Annotated in this window: 18 protein-coding genes; 16 read left to right on the top strand and 2 right to left on the bottom strand. The window is 35.5% G+C overall.

Annotation, left to right across the window (positions count from 1 at the left end; genetic code table 11):
* Positions 1 to 9: 9 nt before the first annotated feature.
* Both ACHRWY_RS23550 and ACHRWY_RS23545 read right to left on the bottom strand, forming a co-directional pair.
* A complete protein-coding gene (locus tag ACHRWY_RS23550) occupies positions 10 to 1,707 on the bottom strand; it encodes a ribonucleoside-diphosphate reductase subunit alpha (protein ID WP_395357833.1) in 1,698 nt (565 codons plus the stop codon).
* Between the two features lie 17 nt (positions 1,708 to 1,724).
* Positions 1,725 to 2,699, bottom strand: coding sequence for a ribonucleotide-diphosphate reductase subunit beta (locus ACHRWY_RS23545; RefSeq protein WP_395357832.1), 975 nt, complete (start codon positions 2,697 to 2,699; stop codon positions 1,725 to 1,727).
* Between the two features lie 602 nt (positions 2,700 to 3,301).
* Between ACHRWY_RS23545 and ACHRWY_RS23540 the strand changes: the two genes are divergently transcribed.
* From ACHRWY_RS23540 to ACHRWY_RS23465, 16 genes are all read left to right on the top strand, one after another.
* Positions 3,302 to 3,856, top strand: coding sequence for a GNAT family N-acetyltransferase (locus ACHRWY_RS23540; protein ID WP_395357831.1), 555 nt, complete (start codon positions 3,302 to 3,304; stop codon positions 3,854 to 3,856).
* 523 nt (positions 3,857 to 4,379) lie between these two features.
* On the top strand, positions 4,380 to 5,942 hold the full coding sequence (locus tag ACHRWY_RS23535; RefSeq protein ID WP_395357830.1) for a sensor histidine kinase: 1,563 nt from the start codon (positions 4,380 to 4,382) through the stop codon (positions 5,940 to 5,942).
* Between the two features lie 105 nt (positions 5,943 to 6,047).
* Entirely contained in the window at positions 6,048 to 8,648 is a 2,601-nt protein-coding gene (locus ACHRWY_RS23530; RefSeq protein ID WP_395357829.1) for a zinc-dependent metalloprotease, read from the top strand.
* 25 nt (positions 8,649 to 8,673) lie between these two features.
* On the top strand, positions 8,674 to 12,018 hold the full coding sequence (locus ACHRWY_RS23525) for a SusC/RagA family TonB-linked outer membrane protein (RefSeq protein ID WP_395357828.1): 3,345 nt from the start codon (positions 8,674 to 8,676) through the stop codon (positions 12,016 to 12,018).
* 11 nt (positions 12,019 to 12,029) lie between these two features.
* Positions 12,030 to 13,349, top strand: a complete 1,320-nt coding sequence (locus ACHRWY_RS23520) for a RagB/SusD family nutrient uptake outer membrane protein (protein ID WP_395357827.1) — start codon at positions 12,030 to 12,032, stop codon at positions 13,347 to 13,349.
* A gap of 59 nt (positions 13,350 to 13,408) precedes the next feature.
* Positions 13,409 to 14,167 carry a LytR/AlgR family response regulator transcription factor gene (locus tag ACHRWY_RS23515; protein ID WP_395357826.1) on the top strand — a complete coding sequence of 253 codons (759 nt, stop codon included), beginning with the start codon at positions 13,409 to 13,411 and terminating at the stop codon, positions 14,165 to 14,167.
* Between the two features lie 170 nt (positions 14,168 to 14,337).
* Entirely contained in the window at positions 14,338 to 14,982 is a 645-nt protein-coding gene (locus tag ACHRWY_RS23510) for a hypothetical protein (RefSeq protein ID WP_395357825.1), read from the top strand.
* An 89-nt stretch (positions 14,983 to 15,071) separates the two neighbouring features.
* Entirely contained in the window at positions 15,072 to 15,278 is a 207-nt protein-coding gene (locus ACHRWY_RS23505) for a hypothetical protein (protein WP_395357824.1), read from the top strand.
* A gap of 324 nt (positions 15,279 to 15,602) precedes the next feature.
* Positions 15,603 to 17,276, top strand: coding sequence for a circadian clock protein KaiC (kaiC, locus tag ACHRWY_RS23500; RefSeq protein WP_395357823.1), 1,674 nt, complete (start codon positions 15,603 to 15,605; stop codon positions 17,274 to 17,276).
* A 6-nt stretch (positions 17,277 to 17,282) separates the two neighbouring features.
* Positions 17,283 to 17,579, top strand: coding sequence for a circadian clock KaiB family protein (locus ACHRWY_RS23495; protein ID WP_055092894.1), 297 nt, complete (start codon positions 17,283 to 17,285; stop codon positions 17,577 to 17,579).
* A gap of 5 nt (positions 17,580 to 17,584) precedes the next feature.
* Positions 17,585 to 17,884, top strand: a complete 300-nt coding sequence (locus ACHRWY_RS23490; protein ID WP_395357822.1) for a circadian clock KaiB family protein — start codon at positions 17,585 to 17,587, stop codon at positions 17,882 to 17,884.
* Position 17,885: 1 nt separating this feature from the next.
* Positions 17,886 to 19,142: an ATP-binding protein gene (locus ACHRWY_RS23485; RefSeq protein WP_395357821.1), complete on the top strand. Its 1,257-nt coding sequence runs from the start codon at positions 17,886 to 17,888 to the stop codon at positions 19,140 to 19,142.
* A 1-nt stretch (position 19,143) separates the two neighbouring features.
* The gene (locus ACHRWY_RS23480) at positions 19,144 to 19,542 is read left to right on the top strand and encodes a response regulator (protein ID WP_395357820.1); all 399 of its coding nucleotides are present in this window, start codon (positions 19,144 to 19,146) and stop codon (positions 19,540 to 19,542) included.
* A gap of 534 nt (positions 19,543 to 20,076) precedes the next feature.
* Entirely contained in the window at positions 20,077 to 20,292 is a 216-nt protein-coding gene (locus tag ACHRWY_RS23475) for a hypothetical protein (protein WP_395357819.1), read from the top strand.
* A 79-nt stretch (positions 20,293 to 20,371) separates the two neighbouring features.
* Positions 20,372 to 22,171, top strand: coding sequence for a T9SS type A sorting domain-containing protein (locus tag ACHRWY_RS23470; RefSeq protein ID WP_395357818.1), 1,800 nt, complete (start codon positions 20,372 to 20,374; stop codon positions 22,169 to 22,171).
* Positions 22,172 to 22,219: 48 nt separating this feature from the next.
* A complete protein-coding gene (locus ACHRWY_RS23465) occupies positions 22,220 to 23,710 on the top strand; it encodes a hypothetical protein (protein ID WP_395357817.1) in 1,491 nt (496 codons plus the stop codon).
* Positions 23,711 to 23,733 lie beyond the last annotated feature (23 nt).

The raw sequence follows: 23,733 nt of genomic DNA, 5'->3' as shown, positions 1-23,733 counted from the left end.
CCTTTACTTTTATGATTCGCAACTGCTGCAGGTAACTAAACTGGTAACCAATTCTTTAGACACACTTTGGCTGCGTTGGTAATACAAACTTTTGATGCCGAGCTGCCAGGCTTCTATTAGCAAACGGTTTACTTCTTTTATTGGTAAATCAGAAGGGATATTCAGGTTGATGCTTTGACCCTGATCTACATATTTCTGGCGGATTGAGGCTTGCTGTACAATCTCTAACTGACTGATTTCTTTAAAGGTTTTAAAGACATCTTTTTCGTTTTGGCTCAATTGGCTCATGTGTTGCACGCTTCCGCCATTGAGCATGATTTCTCTCCAGACTTCTTCGTTATCCAGTCCTTTTTCTTCTAATAAGGCTTTAAGGTATTTGTTTTTACGCATGAAGTTTCCTTTGCTCAATCCCGCTTTATAATAATTGCTGCTAAAAGGTTCAATTCCAGGTGAAGTTTGCCCTAAAATAGCTGATGATGAAGTGGTTGGCGCAATTGCCATTGTGGTGGTATTACGTCTTCCGTATCCTTTTAGTAATTCCGGTTCGCCATAAATCCGGGCCAGATCCTGAGTGGCTTTATCGGCTTTGTCACTGATATGTTTGAAAATTTCTGTGGTTTTCATTTTGGCTTCCAGACCTTCAAACGGAATCATATTTTTTTGCAAATACGAATGCCATCCTAGTACTCCAAGTCCAAGTGCACGGTGTCTTTTGGCGAAACGGTTTGCTGCTGCCAGGTAATAATTCCCCTCTGTTTTTTCGATGAATTCCTGTAAAACGGCATCCAGGAAAAAGATCGCCAATTTTACGGCTTCAGTATCTTTCCATTCTTCGTAAAGTTCCAGGTTCATTGATGAAAGACAGCAAATAAACGATTCGTCAAGGCTTGATGGCAACATGATTTCGCTGCACAAATTACTGGCATTAATACGCAGGTTTTTATCTTTATAAACTTGTGGTTTGTTCTTATTTACGTTGTCACTAAAAAAGATATAAGGCAATCCTTTTTGCTGACGGCTTTCCAGAACTTTCGCCCAAATTTGTCTTTTATCGGCATCGCCATCAATCATTTCCTGCATCCAGTAATCCGGAACACAAATTCCTGTAAACAAGTTCTGAATTGGATTTCCGATGCTTTTAATCTTCAAGAATTCCTCGATATCCGGATGATCTACATCTAAGTATGCGGCAAAAGCACCACGGCGTACCCCACCTTGCGAAATGGTATCCATTGTAGTATCAAAAAGTTTCATAAAACTTACTGCCCCGCTGCTCTTTCCGTTATCGGTTACGGCGCTTCCTCTTTCGCGCAATTCTCCAAAATAACCTGAGGTTCCTCCGCCAATTTTGGTCTGCATGATTACTTCACCTAATTTATGTGTAATTCCTTCGATTTCATCCGGAACGTGAACATTAAAACAAGAAATTGGCAAACCGCGTTCTGTTCCCATATTGGCCCAAACAGGCGAACTGATACTCATCCAGCCGCGTTCGATCATTTCTACAAAAGACTCTTTTAACTCGGGTTTGTATAATCTTTTTGCTGCAGCGGTACAGATTCTGTCTATTGCCCCTTCTACAGTTTCACCTTTTAAAAGATATCCACGATTTAAAATTTGCTCACTTTCAGAGTTTTTCCACCACATTTTATTGTCTGCTTCGCTTAGCGGAGCGCTGTTTCCTGAAATTGTATCTATTGTATTCATAATTGTAATTTGCTGTTTTAGAAAAGGTCGTTTGCCGTAATACTTTTGTCGTGTTTGGTATATTCTACCGGTCTTTTCGCAAAGAAATCATCAAGGCTGTTGGCAAAAACTTCTTCTTCAAACCATGCCATTGCTTTATAATCATCGGCAGGAACATTAAATATGGTTGGAATATTGATTTGAGTTAAACTTTCGTCTAATCTGAATTTCATAAAGTTTACCAAATCTGCTTTCTTGATTGTTTCAATTTCACCATCTTCAAAAATCCAGTCTAATATGTCTGCTTCTACGTTGATTGAGTCCTTAACTGTTTCCCTGATAAGCGTTAAAGTTTCTTCATCGAAATAATCCGGGAATTCTTCGCGTATTTTGTTTACAATATAAATTCCGCCATTAGCATGAATTTGTTCGTCGATAGAAGTCCACGCAATAATGTTGCTCACATTTTTCATGTATCCTTTAAATCTTGTAAACGACAATAAAATCGCAAACTGGCTAAAAAGCGATACATTTTCGATCAAAATACTAAACAAAATCAACGAAACCACATATTTTTTATTGTCCTGGGATTTGGTGTCTTTTAATACATTCGACAAATAATCGACACGTTTGCGGATTACCGGAATCTCCATCAGTTTTTCGAACTCATCATTATATCCCAAAACTTCCAGAAGACGCGAATAGGCTTCAGAATGTCTGAATTCACATTCTGCAAACGTACTTCCCAAACCATTGAATTCCGGTTTTGGAAAGTGCTCGTAGATGTTTCCCCAAAAACTTTTTACCGCTACCTCAATTTGTGCAATGGCCAGTAAACTATTTTTGATTGCCGTTTTTTCAGCTCCGTTCAGATGCGAATGAAAGTCCTGTGTATCAGCTGTAAAATCGACTTCGGTATGAACCCAGTACGCTTTGTTGATGGCTTCTGTAAACTGCAATACCTCTGGATACTCAAAAGGTTTATAATTGATTCTTTTATCGAAAATAGACATATATATAGTATTTAATGGTGACTTACCCCGAATAAAAATGAATTGTTTTATTGGGGGTTTAAACGTCATTTTTATTATTACAAAATTAAACCACAGTTCTTCTTTCAGCCTACTTTTGATGTTAAAAATCGATCCAATTATCAACAGTTTTGAACACGCTGAAAAGGGGTAAAAAAGTACTTTTTATTAACAGTAACATAATATTGGCTAATCCCCGATACGTCAGCTATTTATAACTTTTCTAAATAGACTTATCAACATAAAAAGGCAGCTCTGTCCGGAGCATTATCCGGATCAGTTATCAACAATAAACTTCTAAAAAATAGCTTTTATACTACAAAAAATAGAAATTTTCAAAAATATTTTGATCCGGAATGTACCCTCGGGAATGAATCTTAATTTTTCCTCTGCCTGAATTTCACAGCCCGACAAAACCAATTAAACAATTGATTTTCAATGAATTAATTTAATAATAAAAAGTATTGCATCTCATTTTATTTTATCAAAAATTCAAAAAACACCAGCTGTTTTAGCATTAAATTTCTAAAAAACGCTAATATTTAAAAGTTACTGTAATTTTGTACCATTCTAAAAGAAAAAATATGATCATTAGAAAAGCAACTTTAGACGATTCTGAATCTTTGGCCCAACTTTTATTGTTAGCAATGGAGGAAATTATCTATAAATTTATTGAGCTTAAAGATTATAAAACAGCCTATTATTTTCTGCTTCATTTTGTCGCATCAGAAAACAATCAGTACTCGTATCAAAATTGTTTTGTGGCCGAAGAGGAAAACGAAATTGTTGCAGCTGTTTCAGTTTATGACGGAGGAAAATTGCACGAGCTGCGAAAACCAATTATTGATTATGTCCGCTTAAACTTTAATCCGGATTTTGATCCTGAAGATGAAACACAAAGGGGCGAATTTTATATTGATTCATTAGGCGTAAATCCAAAATGCCAGGGAAAAGGCATTGGATCAAAACTATTGCAATTTCTTATTGAGGAATTTGTTACCAAAAATCACGAAACTTTAGGTTTATTGGTCGAAGAGGAAAATCCGGGAGCCAAAAAACTGTATTTAAAATTAGGTTTTAAAGTTGTTGGAGTGAAAACTTTGGTAGGGAAAACTTTAGAACATTTACAGGTTTCTTAAATTTGTTTGTTTCGGGTTTCAGGTTTCAGGTTTCAGGTTTGAAATGAGCTTAGAATTTCTTTGTCATTTTTTACCGCAAAGAACGCAAAGGTTTACGCAAAGTTCGCAAAGTTTAAGTTCAAAGCTTTGCGAACTTTGCGTTTTTATAAAACCTTGCTTGGTAAAAAAACTTTGCGCGCTTTGCGGTTAAATCTACGCAACCAGAAATACCAACCTTTAAACACAAAGCTTTGCGAACTTTGCGTTTTTATAAAACCTTGCTTAGTAAAAAATCTTTGCGCTCTTTGCGGTTAAATCTACGCAACCAGAAATAGCAAACTTTAAACCTGAAACCTAAAACCTGAAACAATTTTAAACACTTTTCCCTCTTAACAGGATTTTTACTAAACGACTTGCCGAAATATGTGTTAAGATTTCATAACTAAAAGTGTATCAGACAAAAAGTTCTATATTTGCACACGAAAAAAATAATACCACATTGCAATAAGGGCTGAAATATTCTCTTATTTTTTAATCATTACTTTTGAAATTTACTTTAAAAAATACCTTTTCCGGGAGGAACTTCTTTCTTTTAGGAATCATTTTTATTATTCTGACACTGCTTTCTATTTACATTTTAAGCGGGTTAATTACGCAAATAGCCGAAAAATCTAATGCAGAAAGCACACATCGCGGTTTTTTGCAAAAACAGGAAATCGTTGCCAAAGAATTTTCCCGTTTTTTAGATACCCAAAAGGAAATTGCGCGCATTATCGAAATCAGTACTTCAGAGAATTTATCGGACCACCTAAAAGTACTTAGTACAATTCATGCCAATGACAGCCTGGTTAAGAACAACTGGTTTCAGATCAACAATCAAAAAATAGAATTTACGACTTCTAAAAGTGATGCAAACTTAGAGAAATCAATAAAAGATTTAATTGCAAAAAACGGCACAAATGATCAGTTCAATACTATTGTCGAAGATCATCAGCACTTTTTTTGGCGCATTTACTTTAAATGCAGTGCTAAAAACGGAAACATCGTTCGATACGGATATGATATTGACCTGCCGTCGTTACAAGTTTATTTTTCGACTATTGATCAAAAAACATCCAATTATGTTTTTGTATTTGATAAAAAGGGAACTATAATTTATCATCCGGAAATCAAACTTTTAAAAAAGAACATTTTTAAAATTGCCAATTTTCCTGCACGCGATACGGTTTTTATTAACAACAATGGTTTTAGTAAAAGAATAGCACTTTCAGAATATTTGAAATTAGATATTGTCAGATATACCAAACGACTGAATATAAAAGGGACCACCTGGTATGTATGTGTAAACTTTGCCAGGGAAATCGCCAATGAAGACGTAAGTGCTGTAAAAAAGTACGCTTCTTTAATTTACCTTATTACAACCGCAATCCTGATTTTGTTCTTTTATTTATTTACCCTTTTTAACCGAAGGAACTTTCGTGAAAAAGAAATTTTATCTCAGGAAAAAAATAAGCTCCTTTTAGAAAATGAAAAGATCAATAAAGAAAAAGCTTTAATTCAGTTACATCAGTTAAAAGAGCAGATCAATCCGCACTTTTTGTTCAATTCCCTGAATTCACTTTATATGCTTATTGAAGGCAATACGGGCGTAGCACGCAAGTTTACGCTGAACCTTTCTAAGATTTACCGATACCTGATCAATCCTCCCGTTAATAATATCGTAACGGTTCAGGAAGAATTGCTTTTTATTGAAAAATACATCTTTTTGCAACAAACGCGTTTTACGGAAGAATTTGTCTTTACCATTACAATAGAAGACGAAAGCATACTGGCAAAAAAAGTGCCTTACCTGGCTTTTCAGATCGCAGTCGAAAATGCTATCAAGCATAACATTGCATCTGAAGAAAGTCCTTTAAAAATCACTATTGACATTAAAGAAAATGTAGTAATTATTACCAATAACTTAAACGAAAAGCAAAACTTCGGGAAAGAATCTAAGTTTGGTCACAAATACTTAGAAAGTATCTATAATTACTATAATAAAAACGATTTTAAAGCCTTCAGAAAAGAGGGAGATTTTACTTGCATTTTACCTTTAATTGGATAAAAAAAAACATTCACTCCCGAAAAAAAGCCACTCACTCCTTTTTGTTTTTTTTAACGTTACCCATGCAATATTTTTAGCCAAAAATTAACCTAAACTTAACTTTCTATGAGAGAAAAGGCATTGTTGAGGAATCTAAAAAATATCGCTTTAGCGTTGTTAGTATTGAATACCGGTACTATGATTGCTCAAAAAAAGAATAAAAAGAGTAAAGAAGACAAAACAGAACAAGTTAAAGATTCATTAAAAAATTCGAAAGGACAAAAATATGATGATCTTATAAAAAAAGGAACTTTCAAGAAAGGATTGTTCAATACGATTCAGGTAAAAACAGATTTATATTTAGAGATCAGCGATTCGCTTTTTCAGAGAGAATTTTTAGTAGTCAATAAAATTTCAAATGTCCCTTTACCGATTAATGATGCAGGTTTAAATAAAGGAATGAATTATGAAAATAAGATCATCACTTTTCATAAAGATTTAGTAGCAAAAAAAGTCTGGGTCAAATCATCCGTACCTAAAGTTTCATCTCCGGTTGGAGATGCTATTACACAATCTGTCAACAGCAATTTCTCAGAATCGATTATTGAAGTTTTTGATATCGAAACCAAAAACAACGATTCTACATCAGTCGTTATTAAAGCAAACAAGGTTTTTGACGGGAAACAAAAAAGTTTCAACGATGTTTTAAGTAACATTGGCTTTGGAGGATCTGTAAAATCTGAACTTTCGTATATAGAAAGTGTGAAAACTTTCCCTAAAAATATTGTGGTTAAATCGCAGCTTACTACTTCTGTAAGCGAAGGCGGCCCTGCCCTTTCGGTTACGCTTGGGGTAACTTCTAATATTATTTTATTGGATAAAGTGCCAATGCAGGCTCGTTTTGCTGATAAACGTATTGGGTATTTCTCTGAAAAGCACTGGTATTTCAGCGACAGCCAACACGCCATGCTGGAGAAAGAACTGATCACGCGCTGGAGATTAGAACCTAAAAAAGAAGATATCGAAAAATACAAAAAAGGGGAATTGGTAGAACCTAAAAAACCTATAGTGTATTATATCGATCCATCGACCCCAAAACAATGGCGTTCTTATATTATTGAAGGTGTTCGCGACTGGCAGGCTGCTTTTGAAAAAGCAGGTTTTAAAAATGCGGTGATTGCAAAAGAGCCTACCGAAGAAGATACTGATTTTGATATTGATGATGTACGTTACTCGGTTATTACTTATGTGGCATCTCAAAAATCGAATGCGATGGGACCTGCGGTTGTAGACCCCAGAAGTGGAGAAATTATAGAATCTGATATTATCTGGTGGCACAATGTAATGACATCATTACAAAGCTGGATGCGTATTCAGACCGGAGCAATTGATCCAAAAGCAAGAGGAAATAAATTTAGTGATGAGCATATGGGAGAAGCAATTCGTTTTGTATCATCTCACGAGGTTGGTCATACTTTTGGTCTGAAACACAATATGGGCGCTTCATTTGCTTATCCGGTAGAATCACTTCGATCTAAGGATTTTACAGCAAAAATGGGCGGCACAGCTCCGTCGATTATGGATTATGCCCGTTACAATTATATTGCACAACCGGAAGATAACGTAGAAGCCATTACGCCTAAAATTGGGGAATACGATAAATATGCTGTCGAATGGGGTTACAGATGGTATGCTGACCAAACAGAAGAACACAATGCTTTGAACGCACTGATCTCAAAACACCAGAATGATCCTGTTTATTTCTACGGGGAACAACAAGATGGCGACTCGACAATAGATCCTCGTTCGCAATCTGAAGATTTGGGGGATGATGCTATGAAAGCCAGTGAATACGGACTTAAAAACTTAAAAAGAGTTGTGGGTAAAATCCTGGAATGGACGTATGATAAAGATGCTTCTTACTACGAGACCGGTAAACTTTATATTGGCACAATTGGTCAATGGAATTTGTATAACTATCACGTATTAGCGAATGTTGGAGGTATTTACCTGAATACAACAGTTCATGGTGATAACAAACCAAGTTATGTTGCGGTTCCGGCGGCAATCCAGAAAAGAGCGGTTTCGTACTTATTAAACAATAGTATTAAACTTCCGGAGTGGTTGTTTTTTAATCCGATTTTGGATAAGACAAATCCACTGAAAGATTCTCCTCTTGGACCGTATGAGTATACACCATATACCCTTGCAAGAGAATTACAATACGGAATTCTGTACAATTTATTAAGCGATGACCGTTTGTTGCGAATTACAGAAAATGAGTTGTTTCAGCGTAATGAAGCTAAGGAAAATATATATACGGTAACACAATTATTCAAAACCATTCACCAAAGCATTTTTGCCCCTACAATCCAAAACAAATCACTTACGATCATGGAACGTATGACCCAGAAAAATTACGTAGATGTATTGATTGTTTCTACCAATAAGCTTTTTGAAAAAACAGATGTTAAGAAAACTATTCAGTTAGAAGAAACATTAAGCATGCCTCATTTATGCGATTATTTAGAGGAATCTAAAATGGCACGTAACATCAATCAGTCTTCGCTGAAAAGAGTTTCTGAAGTTACTTCTGATAAAAAAGGAGAATTAAATCAGATCCTTCAATTATTGAAAACGAAACGAAATATTGGAAATCAGGAAACCAAAAACCATTATTTCGACCTGATCCAACGTATTGAAAAAGCATTAAACAACACACTATAATTTAACACAATCCAAAAACAACCCAATGAAGAATTTATTTTACATGCTGAGTTTCCTTCTTACCCTATCCGGGTATGCGCAGGAAAGGACTATTAAAGGAAAAGTACTTGATGCCAAAGACGGACTGCCGATACCGGGAGTTACTGTTTTTGTCGAGAATACTTCTATATCCAACAACACACAACAAAAAGGCGTTATTCAAAGTGCCAGCCTTGGAACCGTAACCGATTTTGATGGTACATTTGAATTTAAAATCAACAGTAATATGAAAAGTTTAAGAGTAACTTATGTTGGTTACCAACCTTACACGATTGATATTACCTCACAAAACAACTACACCATTTCTTTAAAATCTGACGTAGCCGAATTAAAAGAAATTGTAGTTACGGGTTACCAAAAAATTGAGAAACGAAAACTGACTTCAGCTGTTGCAAAAGTTGAAATGGCAGATATCAAACAAGCGGGTGTGGCGAGTTTGGATCAAATGTTAATTGGTCAGGTTGCGGGTGTTGCCGTAACACAACAAACGGGAGCTCCGGGAACAATCTCAAAAATCAGAATTCGTGGTACTGCATCTCTTAATGGTGCACAGGATCCGTTATGGGTATTAGATGGTTTGCCACTTGAAGGAAATGATGTTCCTCAAAATTATGACAAAGACAATATTGATGTATTAAGCAACTTTTCGATCGCAGGTTTAAACCCTGAAGATATCAAAGATATTACCATATTAAAAGATGCTGCTGCAACTGCCATTTACGGGGCAAGAGCTGCAAACGGAGTTATCGTGGTAACAACTAAAAAAGGAAGAAAAGGAAGCATGAAGGTAGACTTTAACGTTAATACTTTCGTGACGCAAAAACCTGATTTTTCTAAATTAAACCTTTTAAATTCTTCTCAAAAAGTAGATTTTGAACTTTCGCTGGCTTCAAGAGAGGATTTGACTTACAGAGACACAAACGGAGAAATTTCCCGTATTCTAACTCAGGCTAATGAATTAGGAGCCTATAGATCGGGAGGTTTTTCGTCTCTAAGTCCAACAACGCAAAACTCAATCAACGCTTTAAGAAACAACAATACCAATTGGGGTGATTTATTGTACAGAAGTGCTATCAACAAACAATATACATTAAGTTTATCCGGTGGTGGAGAAAAATCAGATTACTATTTCTCTTTAGGGGCTTATAACGAAGAAGGTGCTACTATAGGAACTGGTTTTGACCGATACAACCTTACCTTAAAAAATAACTTCGATGTAACTGATAAATTGCATGTTGGAGTTGGAATTTTTGGTACGCAAAGCAAGAAATCATCTTACATTTCAGATTCAGACACTTTTACAAATCCTGCTAATTACTCGAGAAACGTAAACCCATATCTGACTCCGTTTAAGGCTGACGTAAGCTACAATTATGATAAAGATATGAGCGGATATGGAAATGGAAGTGTATATATTCCTTTTAATTACTTAGAAGAAAGAGAAAATACCAATTACGAATTGACAACAAGATCTGTAAAAGCATTACTTGATGTTGATTATGCGATTACAAAAGGATTAAAAGCAAGTACACAAATTGGTTTACAGTTTGATAATAATGCTTCTGAAAAATATGCCGGTAAAGACACTTATTTCACCCGAAAAGAAAGAGAAAAATCACGTGTATTTGTAAACGGAGCTGATACTTATTTCCTTCCTGTTGGCGGAATTATTCAAAATTCAAATACAGACTTTTTTCAGTACAACTGGAAAACGATGGTGAACTACAGTACTACTCTTGGCGGAAAACATGAGTTAGAATTTATGGTGGGTAATGAATTAAGAAAAAACAAAAGCACTGCTATCAATACAAAAGGTTTTGGTTTCGACCCTAAAACATTAACTACAACTCAAATTGTTTTTCCAACTCCAAACTCTGCTGCAAATGCAAACTGGAGAACGTATTTGAAAAATGAAAATGAGAATGCATTTGCATCCTTTTTTGCAACAGCATCTTATACCTATGACAGAAAATATACTTTCTTTGGAAGTGTTCGTTACGACGGTTCAGATTTATTTGGTGTAGACCCTAAATACAAATATTTACCTTTATGGGCTGTTTCGGGTTCCTGGGCAGTATCTGAAGAAAACTTCTTAAAAGACAGTGATGTAATTTCTAATTTAAGATTACGTGCTTCTTACGGTTTACAAGGAAATATCGATAAAAATACTTCTCCATATGTAGTTGGAATTACCCAAACAACGGTTATTTTACCGGGACAAACAGAACCTGTTATTACTATAACTTCTCCTCCAAATGATAAATTAAGATGGGAAAAGACAGCGAATACCAACTTCGGGATGGATCTTGGTTTATTCAACAATCGTATTAGCATTGTAACTGATGTTTACGGAAGAAAAAGTACTGATTTAATTGGTTTACAATCGCTTCCTGTTGAAAACGGTTTTGAGTTTACAAACGCTAACTGGGCTCAGGTAACGAATAAAGGATACGAGATTGCTTTGTCTACAAGAAACATTGATCGCCCGAACTTTAAATGGAATACGACTATTAACTTTGCTCATAATAAAAGCAATGTTGATCGTATCCAGACAAGATCTAACACTTATTTACCTTCAAGACAAGGACTTCCTGTTAATGCTGTATTTGCATTAAAAACTGCAGGAATTGATGAAAATGGTTACCCATTATTTATAAACAAAAAGGGAGAAACTGTAAACACACAAACTCTTTTTGGCCTTTTTGACCCTTATGCAGATTTTTTCCCGGGAGTTTTATCTCAGTCAAGACTTACAGATGAAGAAACAAGAGATTTGTTTAGTTATGTTGGAGATGCAGATCCTAAATTTACCGGTGGTTTTATCAATACGTTTAAAATTCAAAATTTTGATCTTACTATTGCTACTACTTTCAATATCAAACAAACTGTTGTTGAAAAACCAAATTTTAATGGTACAGCTTTAGATCGTGGTCAAAACTACACTACAGATGTTCTTAATGCCTGGTCGCCTGCTAATACTGGTTCAAACATACCTGGAATTAACGGTGAAACCTCAGGAACAGGAGATTCCTGGATGGCTTACCAATGGTTTTCTCCATCAGGAGCACCACTTAATGTCTACAATTATTTAGATACCTGGGTTCATGAAATGAGCTATATGCGTTTGAGCAGTGTTCGTTTTGGATATTCATTGCCTAAAAAAGCAACCAATACTTTGTTTATGGATAATGTCAGATTTAGTATAGAAGGAAGAAACCTATTCGTAATCAGCTCTGATTACAAAGGTTACTTTGACCCTGAAACGTACGGAAATATCTATGCACAACCAATCCCAAGATCAATTTCTTTAGGATGTAACCTAACTTTTTAATCTGATTTAAAATGAAAAATATATTAAAATACGTATTCTTTGCCGGTGTAGCCATTACGACTGTAAGCTGCGATCATTATCTTGATGTTGAGCCGGTAGGTAAAGTAATTCCGGAAACCTTAACGGACTACAGAGCCGTAATGACAAGCGCCTATTCTATAACTGCTATTCATAAAGCATTATCTGCTATTAGAGCAGACGAATTAGTTTTAGATGAATTTAATGATAATGCCACTTTCTACAGAGACCATTATATCTGGAAAGATGCCAATCCTGATAAAACTACCAACAGCTTTCCATATGCGGCTTTGTACAACAGAATTTTCTATACGAATGTGGTCATCAACGAAGCAAGCGCAAAATTAGCACCTTCTGCAGAGAAAGATCAGCTAATTGGAGAGGCTTATGCTCTAAGAGCCTTAACTTACTTTGATTTACTAAACATATTTAGTAAACCTTATAATGCTGCAACAGCTGCAACAGACAGAGGAGTCCCATTAGCTTTAAAAATAGATTTAGAGCAGGCCTATGTTCCTCAAAGTGTCGCTGTTATTTACGATCAGATTTTATCTGATAATGAAGAGGCTCGAAAACTATTAAATTTAGACACTCAGGCAGCCGGTGTTAATTACCGTTTTTCTAAAGCTGCCTTATATGCTATGGAATCCCGTATTTTCCTTTACAGAAAAGAATGGGCTAAAGCTATTGAAGCTGCAGATAAAGCCATGACATACAAAAGTGCGTTAATCAATTTAAACACTACAGCTGCTTTACCTAACCTTTATAACGGACCGGAATCTATATTAGCGCTTGAGGATCCTTTTATCAATCTTTTAAAAGGAACTTCATACGCTTCACCAACTTTAACTGGCGCCTATGATAAAACAAACGACTTGCGTTTTGCTTTGTATTATCAGGCAAGCGGAAGCAGATTCAGATTCAGAAAAGGGGGTGATATCGCTCAAAAATGTACGTTTAGAACAACTGAATTGTACCTGACGAAAGCAGAAGCATCGGCACAATTAAGCGATCTTCCAACAGCAAGAACAACTGTAATAACTTTCATTAAAAACAGATATAATGCTGCCGCTTTTAACGCATTAAGCACATCGATTGCTGCCATGACACAAACTCAGCTTCTTGATTTTATAGCTCAGGAAAGACAACGTGAGTTTGCTGTAGAAGGTCAGCGTTGGTTTGACTTAAGAAGAACTACTCAAAAGCAAATCATTCATACCTTTAATGGTCAAAACTTTACATTAATAGAAAATGATCCGCGTTATACGCTGCCATTTCCTTTAGATGCCCGTTTAAACAATCCTGAATTGTAACTAAATTAGCTCCGTTTTTAACGGAGCTTTTTTTTTAACTTTGCAGAAAATTAAACGACATGAAAATTGTTATTATTGAAGACGAACATCTCGCTTCAAGCTATCTGAAATCCATATTAGAAGGCCAAAGTATAATTGCCATCAGTACAATTACCGTACTGAAATCGGTGAAAGATTCTGTTGCTTTTTTTGCATCACATACTGTTGATCTTGCTTTTATGGATATTCACCTGGGCGATGGCAAAAGTCTTGACATTTTCGAACAAACTAGTATTTCGTGTCCTGTTATTTTTATCACCGCTTATGATTCCTATGCCGTAAAAGTCTTCAGGCATTTTACCATAGATTATCTTCTAAAACCTTACGAAGAAGAAGAATTGTTAGACGCATTGATGAAATACAAAAACATCAAAGCCACTTTTAATACTAACCAGATTGTAGAATCACTGGTTGAAATTGAAAACCAAAGCAGTATTCAGCATCACTTTTTAGTGAGTCACAGAGACAAACTTATCTCCGTAAATGACACTTCGATCACATACTTTTTTGCTACAGGAAAACATCTTTTTATTTACACCCATTCAGGCAGCAGCTATTTATACAACAGCAATTTAAAAGACCTGATCAATAAACTTAGTCCGGTACTTTTCTTTAAAATCAACAGAAAGTACATTATCAACCGCCATCATATTCAGCAAATCATAAAACATTCGAGTCAAAAAATCGAAATTCTTTTAGATGTTTCCATCCCGGATACTGAACCCATTATTTTAAGTAAAAAGGAAATTAATAATTTTAAGGCGTGGCTGGATTCTTAATACTTTGTGCTTGTTGTTTTTTTTAAACACATAGAGACATCGATTTTTATCTTAGGTGAAACGCTTTTATTCAATCCTAAAGCTATAGCTGTATCTGTTTAATTTTCTTCAATCCTAATCAAAATTTGCTGATATTTGTAAAAGCACTTCGCTCCTGCTATCCAAAACAAATGAAAAAAATAATCCTCATTTCCGTTATCACTTTAGTCTCTTTTTACCTCATACGAGAAAAAGTTTACAAGCCCTATATGTGGAAAAAAGCGATCAACAGCAAAGAACATCAACTGCAATTAGGAAGCTTTATTTTTAGTAAGGAAACAGGCATTAACGGAAGCCAGAGCTACCAAAAATATTATTTTGTATTTAAGGTTACCGAAATCGATGGCGATTATGTCCGATTGTCGGTTATCAGGCAATTGTCTCAAAAGGATCATTTGAAGGAATCTGATTTTTCTGCCACTTCAGATCAATACAAAAGTTTAAAGCAGAACATTAAAAGTCTGACTATTACACCTATTTTATCTGAAGATTTATACAAAGGAGACGGCCCGAGATTTACTTTAAACGATTATTTACTCAGTAAATATCCTGCTTTAAAACAATCGACATACTATTACGAAGATATTCCCAAAGAGTCTAAAAATAAAGGCATACCAAAAGACCCTGCAGACTTAGAAATGTATTTTAGCCTTGTTTATTCTAAAAAGGAAATCATTGAAAAAGGACAGCTTGTGCCCTGGACCATGACGAATAGTTTTAATAACCAGCCTTTACTATCCCAATACGCTAAAAATATAGATTTAATTATAAATTAAACCACGCAAAAATCCAGCGATATCAAGGGTTTTTAAAATATTTCAAAAGAAATAGATCTTTTTAAGCCACTGCTCTACAGGAAATACCATTGTCGGAATATCATCTTGAAGCCGGAATTGCATATTGGCACACACAGAAAAAGGATTCTGTTAAAAAATGGGAACATATTTTAGAATTGTATAACAACCTCATCATTTTAGAATATTCTCCTATTGTTGCCCTGACCGAACGTATGCCTTATCCAAAGTACAAGGCAAACAGGAAGCCATTGTTGAAGCTGAAAAACTTCGGCTAACTGATAATCCTTTCTAGTATTCCTTACTTGGCAATTTGTATACAGATGTCGATAATACAAAGGCCAGACAGCATTTTGAAACGGTGATGGACTTAGCTAAAACCATTTCAGATAAAAATATTATTGCAAAGAATATTGAGCAACTGCAAGATTAAAAGTTAAGGTTTTAAATTTTTATTTGTAATTCTTCCTTTTTGTTTTTTTGTGTGCCCATTTTTTCTAAAAACGCATTTAATTTAATTAAACAGCTGTTAAATCTTAATAAATTATAATTGTTAATATTCTAGGAAAACGTATATTTGAGTAAATAGAATATTAAATATCGTGCAAGAACAATCAAAATCACATAGTTTTATATTTCCCAAAACTCCCACGGGAGTCGACGGCCTGGATGAGATTACCGATGGCGGATTCCCAAAAGGACGCCCTACTTTAATCTGCGGTGGTGCCGGCTGCGGAAAAACATTGTTATCTATGCAATTCCTTATTAAAGGTATTACAGACTATAAAGAACCCGGAGTTTTCATGTCTTTTGAAGAACCCTCTGATGACCTTACCCTAAACGTAAAATCCCTTGGTTTCGACCTTGAAAAGCTCAAAGCTGATAAAAAACTTGTCGTAGATCATGTAAGAGTTGAAAGATCTGAAATTGAAGAAGCCGGAGAATACGATCTGGATGGTTTATTTATCAGATTAGGCCATGCTATTGATTCAATAAAAGCAAAACGAGTTGTGCTTGATACAATTGAATCTTTATTTTCAGGATTAGATAATCAGTCGATTCTTAGGGCTGAACTCAGAAGATTATTCCATTGGCTTAAAACCAAAGGTGTAACAGCCATTATTACAGGAGAACGCGGTGAAGCAACCCTAACACGTCAGGGATTAGAAGAATATGTTTCTGATTGTGTAATAGTACTGGATCATCGTGTTATCGAGCAGGTTTCTACCAGAAGGCTTCGAATCGTGAAATACAGAGGATCAACACATGGTACAAACGAATATCCTTTTCTTATTGATGAAGACGGAATTTCGGTATTGCCTATTACTTCACTAAAACTGGACAATGAAGTTTCGTCGGATGTAATTCCAACCGGAGTGCCCGGATTAAATGAAATGTTTGAGGGTGGCGGATTTTATCGCGGAAGCAATATACTGGTATCCGGAACCGCCGGAACCGCCAAAACTACCATTGCGTGCTACTTTGCCAACGAGCAATGCGAAAAGAAGGAGAAAACCATTTATTTTGCATTTGAAGAATCGCCACAACAATTGGTGCGAAACATGAAATCAATCAATGTAAACCTTCAAAAACATATAGACAATGGTACTTTGCAAATACATTCCTCACGCCCTTCATTAAATGGTTTGGAGCTGCATTTGCTTACCCTTCGAAAATTAATTAAAGAGTTTAAACCTACTACAATCATTATTGACCCTATTAGTAATTTAATTACTGTGGGAAGTGAACATGAAGTGCGTTCGATGCTGGTTAGGCTTATAGATATGCTAAAAGCAAACAATATTACAGCACTTTTTACGTCATTAAATAAACAAACCGATAATTTCAGGCCCGATCTTGCCGAAGAATCTGTATCCTCTTTGGTAGATACCTGGATTACAGTTCGCGATATGGAAGGAATTGGCGAGAGAAACCGTGGAATTTTTATCGTGAAAGCCAGAGGAATGGGACATTCTAACCAGGTAAGGGAATTTGTCATTACGAATGGCGGAATAGAATTACTGGATGTTGAATTAGGGCCTCAGGGTATCTTAACGGGTGCTGCAAGAAAAACATACCAGTTTAAGAAAACAATATCAGATATTAAGCTTCAAAACGAAATTAGCCGAAAAGACAGAGAAATTGAGCGTAAACGCAAAGTTCTTGAAGCCAATATAGAAGCACTTAAAAATGAATTCGAATCTGCCGAGGAAGAACTAAGCATCTTGAGGGCTACAGAGGAATTACAGGAAAAGCTGTCTTCTAAAAAAAAATGAAATGAGATGAAAAAAGAAGCTGTAGCCGAATGGCAATTACGGTTATATATTGCCGGTCAAACGCCAAAATCAATAACGGCACTTGAAAACATAAAGAAATATGCCGAAGAGCATCTGAAAGGAATTTATAGTATTGAAATTGTAGATTTGCTTAAGAATCCGCAATTGGCAGAAGGTGACCAGATTTTTGCTGTACCTACATTAGTCAGAAAATTTCCAGAACCTATCCGCAAGATCATTGGTGATCTTTCGAATGAGGAACGAGTACTTGTTGGGCTTAATATAAAACCCTTAAACTCTTAAAAAAAATGGACGATTCATCTGATGGCTCAAGTACAACCAAACATAAATTTATGCTTTTTGTCTCGGGTATGTCTGTTAAATCAGGTCATGCTATCGAAAACCTGCGTAAAATCTGCGATCAATACCTCAAAAATAATTACGAACTGGAAATTATAGATATTAGCCGCGATACAGAACAAGCAGTGATACATCAAATAGTAGCAATACCTACTCTGATAAAAACAGATCCTGCACCAAGACGAATAATTTTGGGCGATCTCTCAGACAAAGAAAAGGTATTAAGAATCCTAAACATACGCGAATAATTTGAAGGACAATAATACAAATATAGAATCACTACAAGCCGAAATAGCTGCCTTAAAAGAACAACTTTCTGAATCTAATAGCATTGTTAATGCTATTAAACAAGGAGATGTCGATGCTCTTGTGGTAAATACAAACGGAACTCCGCAACTTTATTCGCTGGAAACTGCCGATTATACCTTTAGGCTTCTTATTGAGAAATTCGGACAAGGTGCATTGAGTATTTCAAGAAATGGGCTCATATTATATTGTAATGACTATTTCTCAAAACTTATAGGCATACCCGCCGAAAAAATAATTGGAAACTACATTTATGAGTATTTTAATAGCCAGGACAATTTTGTACCCATTATTGAAGCTTTAAAATATGGTATTACCACCCATGAAATTGTTTTTAAAACAGAGACTTACAGAAAGACTTTTCCTGCCTACATAGCCGTGACAGATCTTGAACCTGCTGTTCAGGGAATTGGGATTGTTATTACAGACCTAACTGAAAAGAAAAAACACGAAGATGCGTTAATACAACACCATAAAGAACTTGAGGAAAAAATTAACGAATTAAACCGGATCAATGCCAATCTGGAAGAGTTTATTCATGTAATATCCCACGATCTTAAAGAGCCGCTTAGAAAAATTGTCATGTATAATGGCAGGATAGATGCCAGTTATCTTTCAGAAGCCGACGCTAAATCGATGAACGTTATGAAATTGTCTGCATTGCGCCTCAATTCGCTTGTGGATGATTTGGTGAGTTATTCCTCTCACACTGCTCAGGAAGAACGCATAGACGTTAGTTTAGCAGACGTGATTTCTGAAGTCACGGATGATTTAGAAATCATAATCTCCGATAAAAAAGCTAAGATTATCGTTGAAAAACTACCCACATTACGCGTTTCAAAAGTACAAATGCGCCAACTCTTTGCAAATCTTATCTCAAACGCTATCAAGTACAGCAAAACAGATAATCCGCCCATTATACACATATCTCAAATGGATCATTTTGAATCTGAAATTCCAAACCAATCAGAGCAATTTATTAAAATTCAGATAAAAGATAACGGTATTGGAATGGAGAAAAGCCATCTGATCAAAATTTTTACTATTTTTCAACGTTTACATGCTAAGACTGAATATTCCGGAAACGGTATTGGTCTTGCCATTTGTAAAAAAATTATGGAAAATCATTCAGGAAATATTACGGTAGAAAGTACACTGAATGAAGGAACCATATTTAACCTTTATTTCCCCATATCATAAAATGCCAAAATTATATAACTTACATATTATTATTGCCGAAGATGATCTTGATGATGCAGATATTATTTGCGAAAGCTTTAATAAAAATCCCGATTTTGTTAAGGTAAGCCTTGTGCCCAATGGCGAAGAGCTTTTAAATTACTTAAAAGACAATTCAAATGAAACTCCGGACGTAATTCTTACTGATATCAATATGCCCATATTGGATGGCATTGAAGCACTGAACGAAATTTTAAATAACAACGATTTAAAAACCATTCCCTGCTTTGTGTATTCCACCAGTATCAATCCGGTATATAAAGAAAAATGCGATTTGCTTGGCGTAAAAGGATACCTTATTAAACCTTATTCTATTGAAGATTTTGATAAAATCCCCAAAAGCATTCTTTCGATGATATAAAAGGAAAGTAATGAATCTTATTGTTTTAAAATAATAAAACTACCATACGAACCCAAAAGAGCTGATGTAACCATCAGCTCTTTTTTTTGCCTTAATTGTATCAATCTTTTTTTTTATTAGAAATGTTAATTCACTTCATTTTCTGTATGGACCAGATTTTTTAAAATTTACTATGCTAACATAGGAAATTACTTTAATTATTCTGGTTTATTTTTAAAAATATAGGATTTTTTTCAATATATTTAGTAAAACATCTGACTTATATTACAAAGTTAAATTGTTAAAAAAATAAGAAAAATGCAATTATCACCTGTCAGGTAAGATGTTTTTTACAAGATTGCTTTATCATTTAACAGATTGTCCTATTATTATTTCGAAGCCAAAAAAACACATACTTCACTCGTTTTCAATAAAATACAATTTTACTATACGCCTGCTCTTACTTTTATAAAATTATTCTTACTGCTCATTTTTGAGTGTTGTACAATAATTTCCATTCAATGAATTTTATCCACCCAAATCTAAAATTATCATATGAAAATCAGAAAGTTAAAGTTGCTATTAGCCCTCTTTGTTTTATTATCCTTCAAAAGTTATGCTATTCCTGCTCCTCCGGTTCCGCAACCACAGTCTATTCCTCCTCCCGTAGGTGCTCCTGTACCCATAGACAGCGAAATCTGGACATTATTTTTAGGCGGTATTTTATTAGGAATCTTTTTTATCCTAAAGAAACCAAAACCTATGTTTTAATCCCATTCAGGAAAGATGAAGAAAATTAAAAAATACACTGAAATCCCAAATTATTAGCCCCTTAAAAAAAGTAAACGTTATGAAGAAATACACCTTACTTATTTTGATACTGATCTCGAAACCCTGTATCTCACAAATTTATTTTAGTGCAAACGCAAGCATGTATGTAAAAAATGAAGTTTTATTTGTACAACAAGATATAAATTTAGCCTCGACCTCAAATTTATATTTACGAAACAATGCACAATTGTTACAAGGAACTACCGGAGTTTCTTCTAACACCGGAGCTGGCATATTGTCGCTTTATCAGGAAGGCAGCTCAGATAATTTTGATTATAATTATTGGTGTTCTCCTGTTGGAAATGCTTCTGCTACTTCCGGAAATGAAAACTTTGGCGTTACGATGTTAGGACGTCCAACGACTTCAATTACATCGGTTGCTCCTACTATATTGCCAGTAAGCAATTATGACGGAATCTCAAATCCGCTGGCAATAGCTTCTGCCTGGATTTACAAATTAATCAATGCCAATAATTATTCGCAATGGATTTTTGTTGGCGGAGCCACGACATTGGCTCCCGGTGAAGGATTTTCTATGAAAGGAACCGCCGGAACAGATCCTACAGATCCGGAAGGAACCGGAATAACAAATAATCCCGGAGGTGCGCAGCGATATGATTTTAGAGGAAAACCCAATGATGGCAATATTACCATTACTCTGGGGATCAATAATGCCACATTAACCGGGAATCCCTATCCTTCGGCTTTACATTTAAATGCTTTTCTATTAGACGGGTCAAACCTTGCAACGGCAGGTATTGCCTACTTTTGGCAACAGGATAAAACAGTCAATTCACACACATTGATTAATTACAGAGGCGGCTACGGATCCTATTCTCCGGTAGATCTGACCTCCTCCGGTGTTTATGTTCCCGCAACTTTTAATTCTTATAATGGAGATGGTTCATTAAACACCACAGGGTTATCATCAGCCCCATCAATAGACAGAAGATATATTCCTATTGGACAGGGTTTCGTAATTAGTGCCAATGCCAGCGGAACTGCTACATTTAAAAATAGTCACAGGGTTTTTGTTAAAGAAGGCACAAGTTCATCTCAATTTGAAAGAAACGCCACAAAAGAAAAGACTGCCCAAAAAGAAGATGATAGTCCGGAAATCACTGAAATAGTTTCGCACCTAAGATTAAACACCATTATTAACAATCAGTTTACAAGACAATTAGCATTGGCTTTTATACCTGAAGCAACGGACGGAGTCGATATTGGTATTGACGCCTTAAACATGGATGATGCGCTGCCAAACGACGTAACTTTCTGGCTGGAAAATGGCAGCTACGTCATTCAGGGCGTTAACTTTGATGAAAACAGGAAAATTGACCTTAGCGTAAAAGTAACGACCAACAGCACTTTTAAATTTTACATTCCTGAAGTGGTCAATTTCGATCCGTCACAGGTTATTTATATTTATGATGCTCTTGACACCTCTTATCATGATATAAAAAACGGTACTTATGAAGTTACAGTTGCACCCGGCGAATACAATGATCGATTCAAGATTACTTTCAAAAAAGAAACCACGCTGGGTATTGGCGACCAAACTGTTAAAAAGTTTTTTATCTCTCAGGATAACGTTAATAGCACGCTAACGGGCACTAATCCCAATAATCTTGCCATAAAATCATTTAAACTTTATGATGTGCCGGGTAAAATAGTATTATCTAAAAAAGAGCCTGGAACGGAGCCCTATTACATTTTTTCTACCAGCGGATTAAGTAGTGGTATTTACTTCGCAGAGTTCTTAACCACCGATAATGAACGTTTTAATGAAAAAATTATCATTTCAAATTCAGGCAAATAATCATATCAGAAAATATAAAATCCTATAAATTAATTAATCTCGAAAATTATGACCCATAAACCTACTCTTCAAAATCATAAAACATTATTAGTGTTGTTTTTTCTTCTTTTTACCTTAGTAGGAAATGCACAAATCGGAATTGGAACCATAACTCCAAACACCAGTTCAGTCCTGGATATTACTTCTACCTCAAAAGGAATGTTAGCCCCCAGAATGACCACCCTACAGCGAAATGCGATCACTACTCCGGCAGATGGATTACTGGTTTACGATACTGACTTAAAAGTTTTTTATTATTATTCTACAGGTACGGCGACCTGGCTGCCAATAGTTAGTGGTGTACCGGGAAGGATTAACTTTAAGCGGATAAAATCTACAGATGTTCTGGCTACCGTTTTAGCCACTGAACTTGCTGCCGGAGGAGGAAGTAAATATGTATTAAATTCGAATACTTTATATGAAATTAATGGTACTGTACCCTTTAACTTTCCTATCGATCTGAACAATGCTTATGTACAAGGACTGGATGCAAATGATGATGTAATCGTTAGATCTACAGGAAACATTTTCGAAGGCGCAAACGGAGGAAGCATTAGAGGTGTAACGCTTATTGCAACTGCCGGCAATGTATTTAACCTAAGCGGTGCGGCAACCCAAAATTTAATCTTCAGAGATTGTATTGTTGCCAATTCTAATACAGTGGGCACAGTTTCAGGTTTTGGACTGGTCTTTTTAAGCATTATTCAGTTCTCCGGAAATACTAACGGAATCACTTATAATAACATTACCCAATTGTTACTTAGCAATTTAGGATGGTTTGGTAATAACACCGGAACTTATGAAAAACTAACCGGAGCTTTTGCTCTTGTAGAAAAACAAGGTGGTTTTAGCCAGGTTGATGGCTCTGCGATAGGTTTTGATGTATCCGGAAACCCAACTATAAGTGGAGATGCTGTATTAGAGTCGGTTGTATTTACAGGTGCAAATACAACAGGATATGTAAAACCCTATACAGTTGGAACTTATAGTGGCTACAATTTTAACAACAACTGGACCGTAAGATCTGCCGGTTTACCTACCGAGGCCGATGCAAATGCAGCAGGTGACTTTGCCATGGATTACCCCGTTGGTTCCGGAGCTGCCACCACATTCAACGCCTCAAATCCTAGTAATACAGTAAAGGTTCTTGGAAATTCAACATCTTACAATTTGTTCCGGTTTGCACTGGATGTGTCTCCAAATAATAACAACAGACTACGTTATATGGGTAAAAAGAAAAGAATTTTTCAAATTGCCGGATCTATTTCTTTTCAGGTTCCGGGAGTAGCAGTCTATATTATTTACATTGCAAAAAATGGTACTCCTTTAACACAATACAAAATTTATGGAAGAGGAGCTATTTTAAATGATATCGTAGTACTCCCAATAAATGGATCTGTTGAATTAACAAACAATGATTTTATAGAAATATATGCACAACGATATTCCGGAGTCTCCGGTGATATAATAACACCAAATATGGCGATTACCCTAAAATAAGTTTCATACAACAATCACTAAAA

This window comes from Flavobacterium sp. FlaQc-48 (assembly GCF_044007335.1).
Taxonomy (GTDB): domain Bacteria; phylum Bacteroidota; class Bacteroidia; order Flavobacteriales; family Flavobacteriaceae; genus Flavobacterium.
This window is presented reverse-complemented; position numbering and strand designations above follow the sequence as displayed.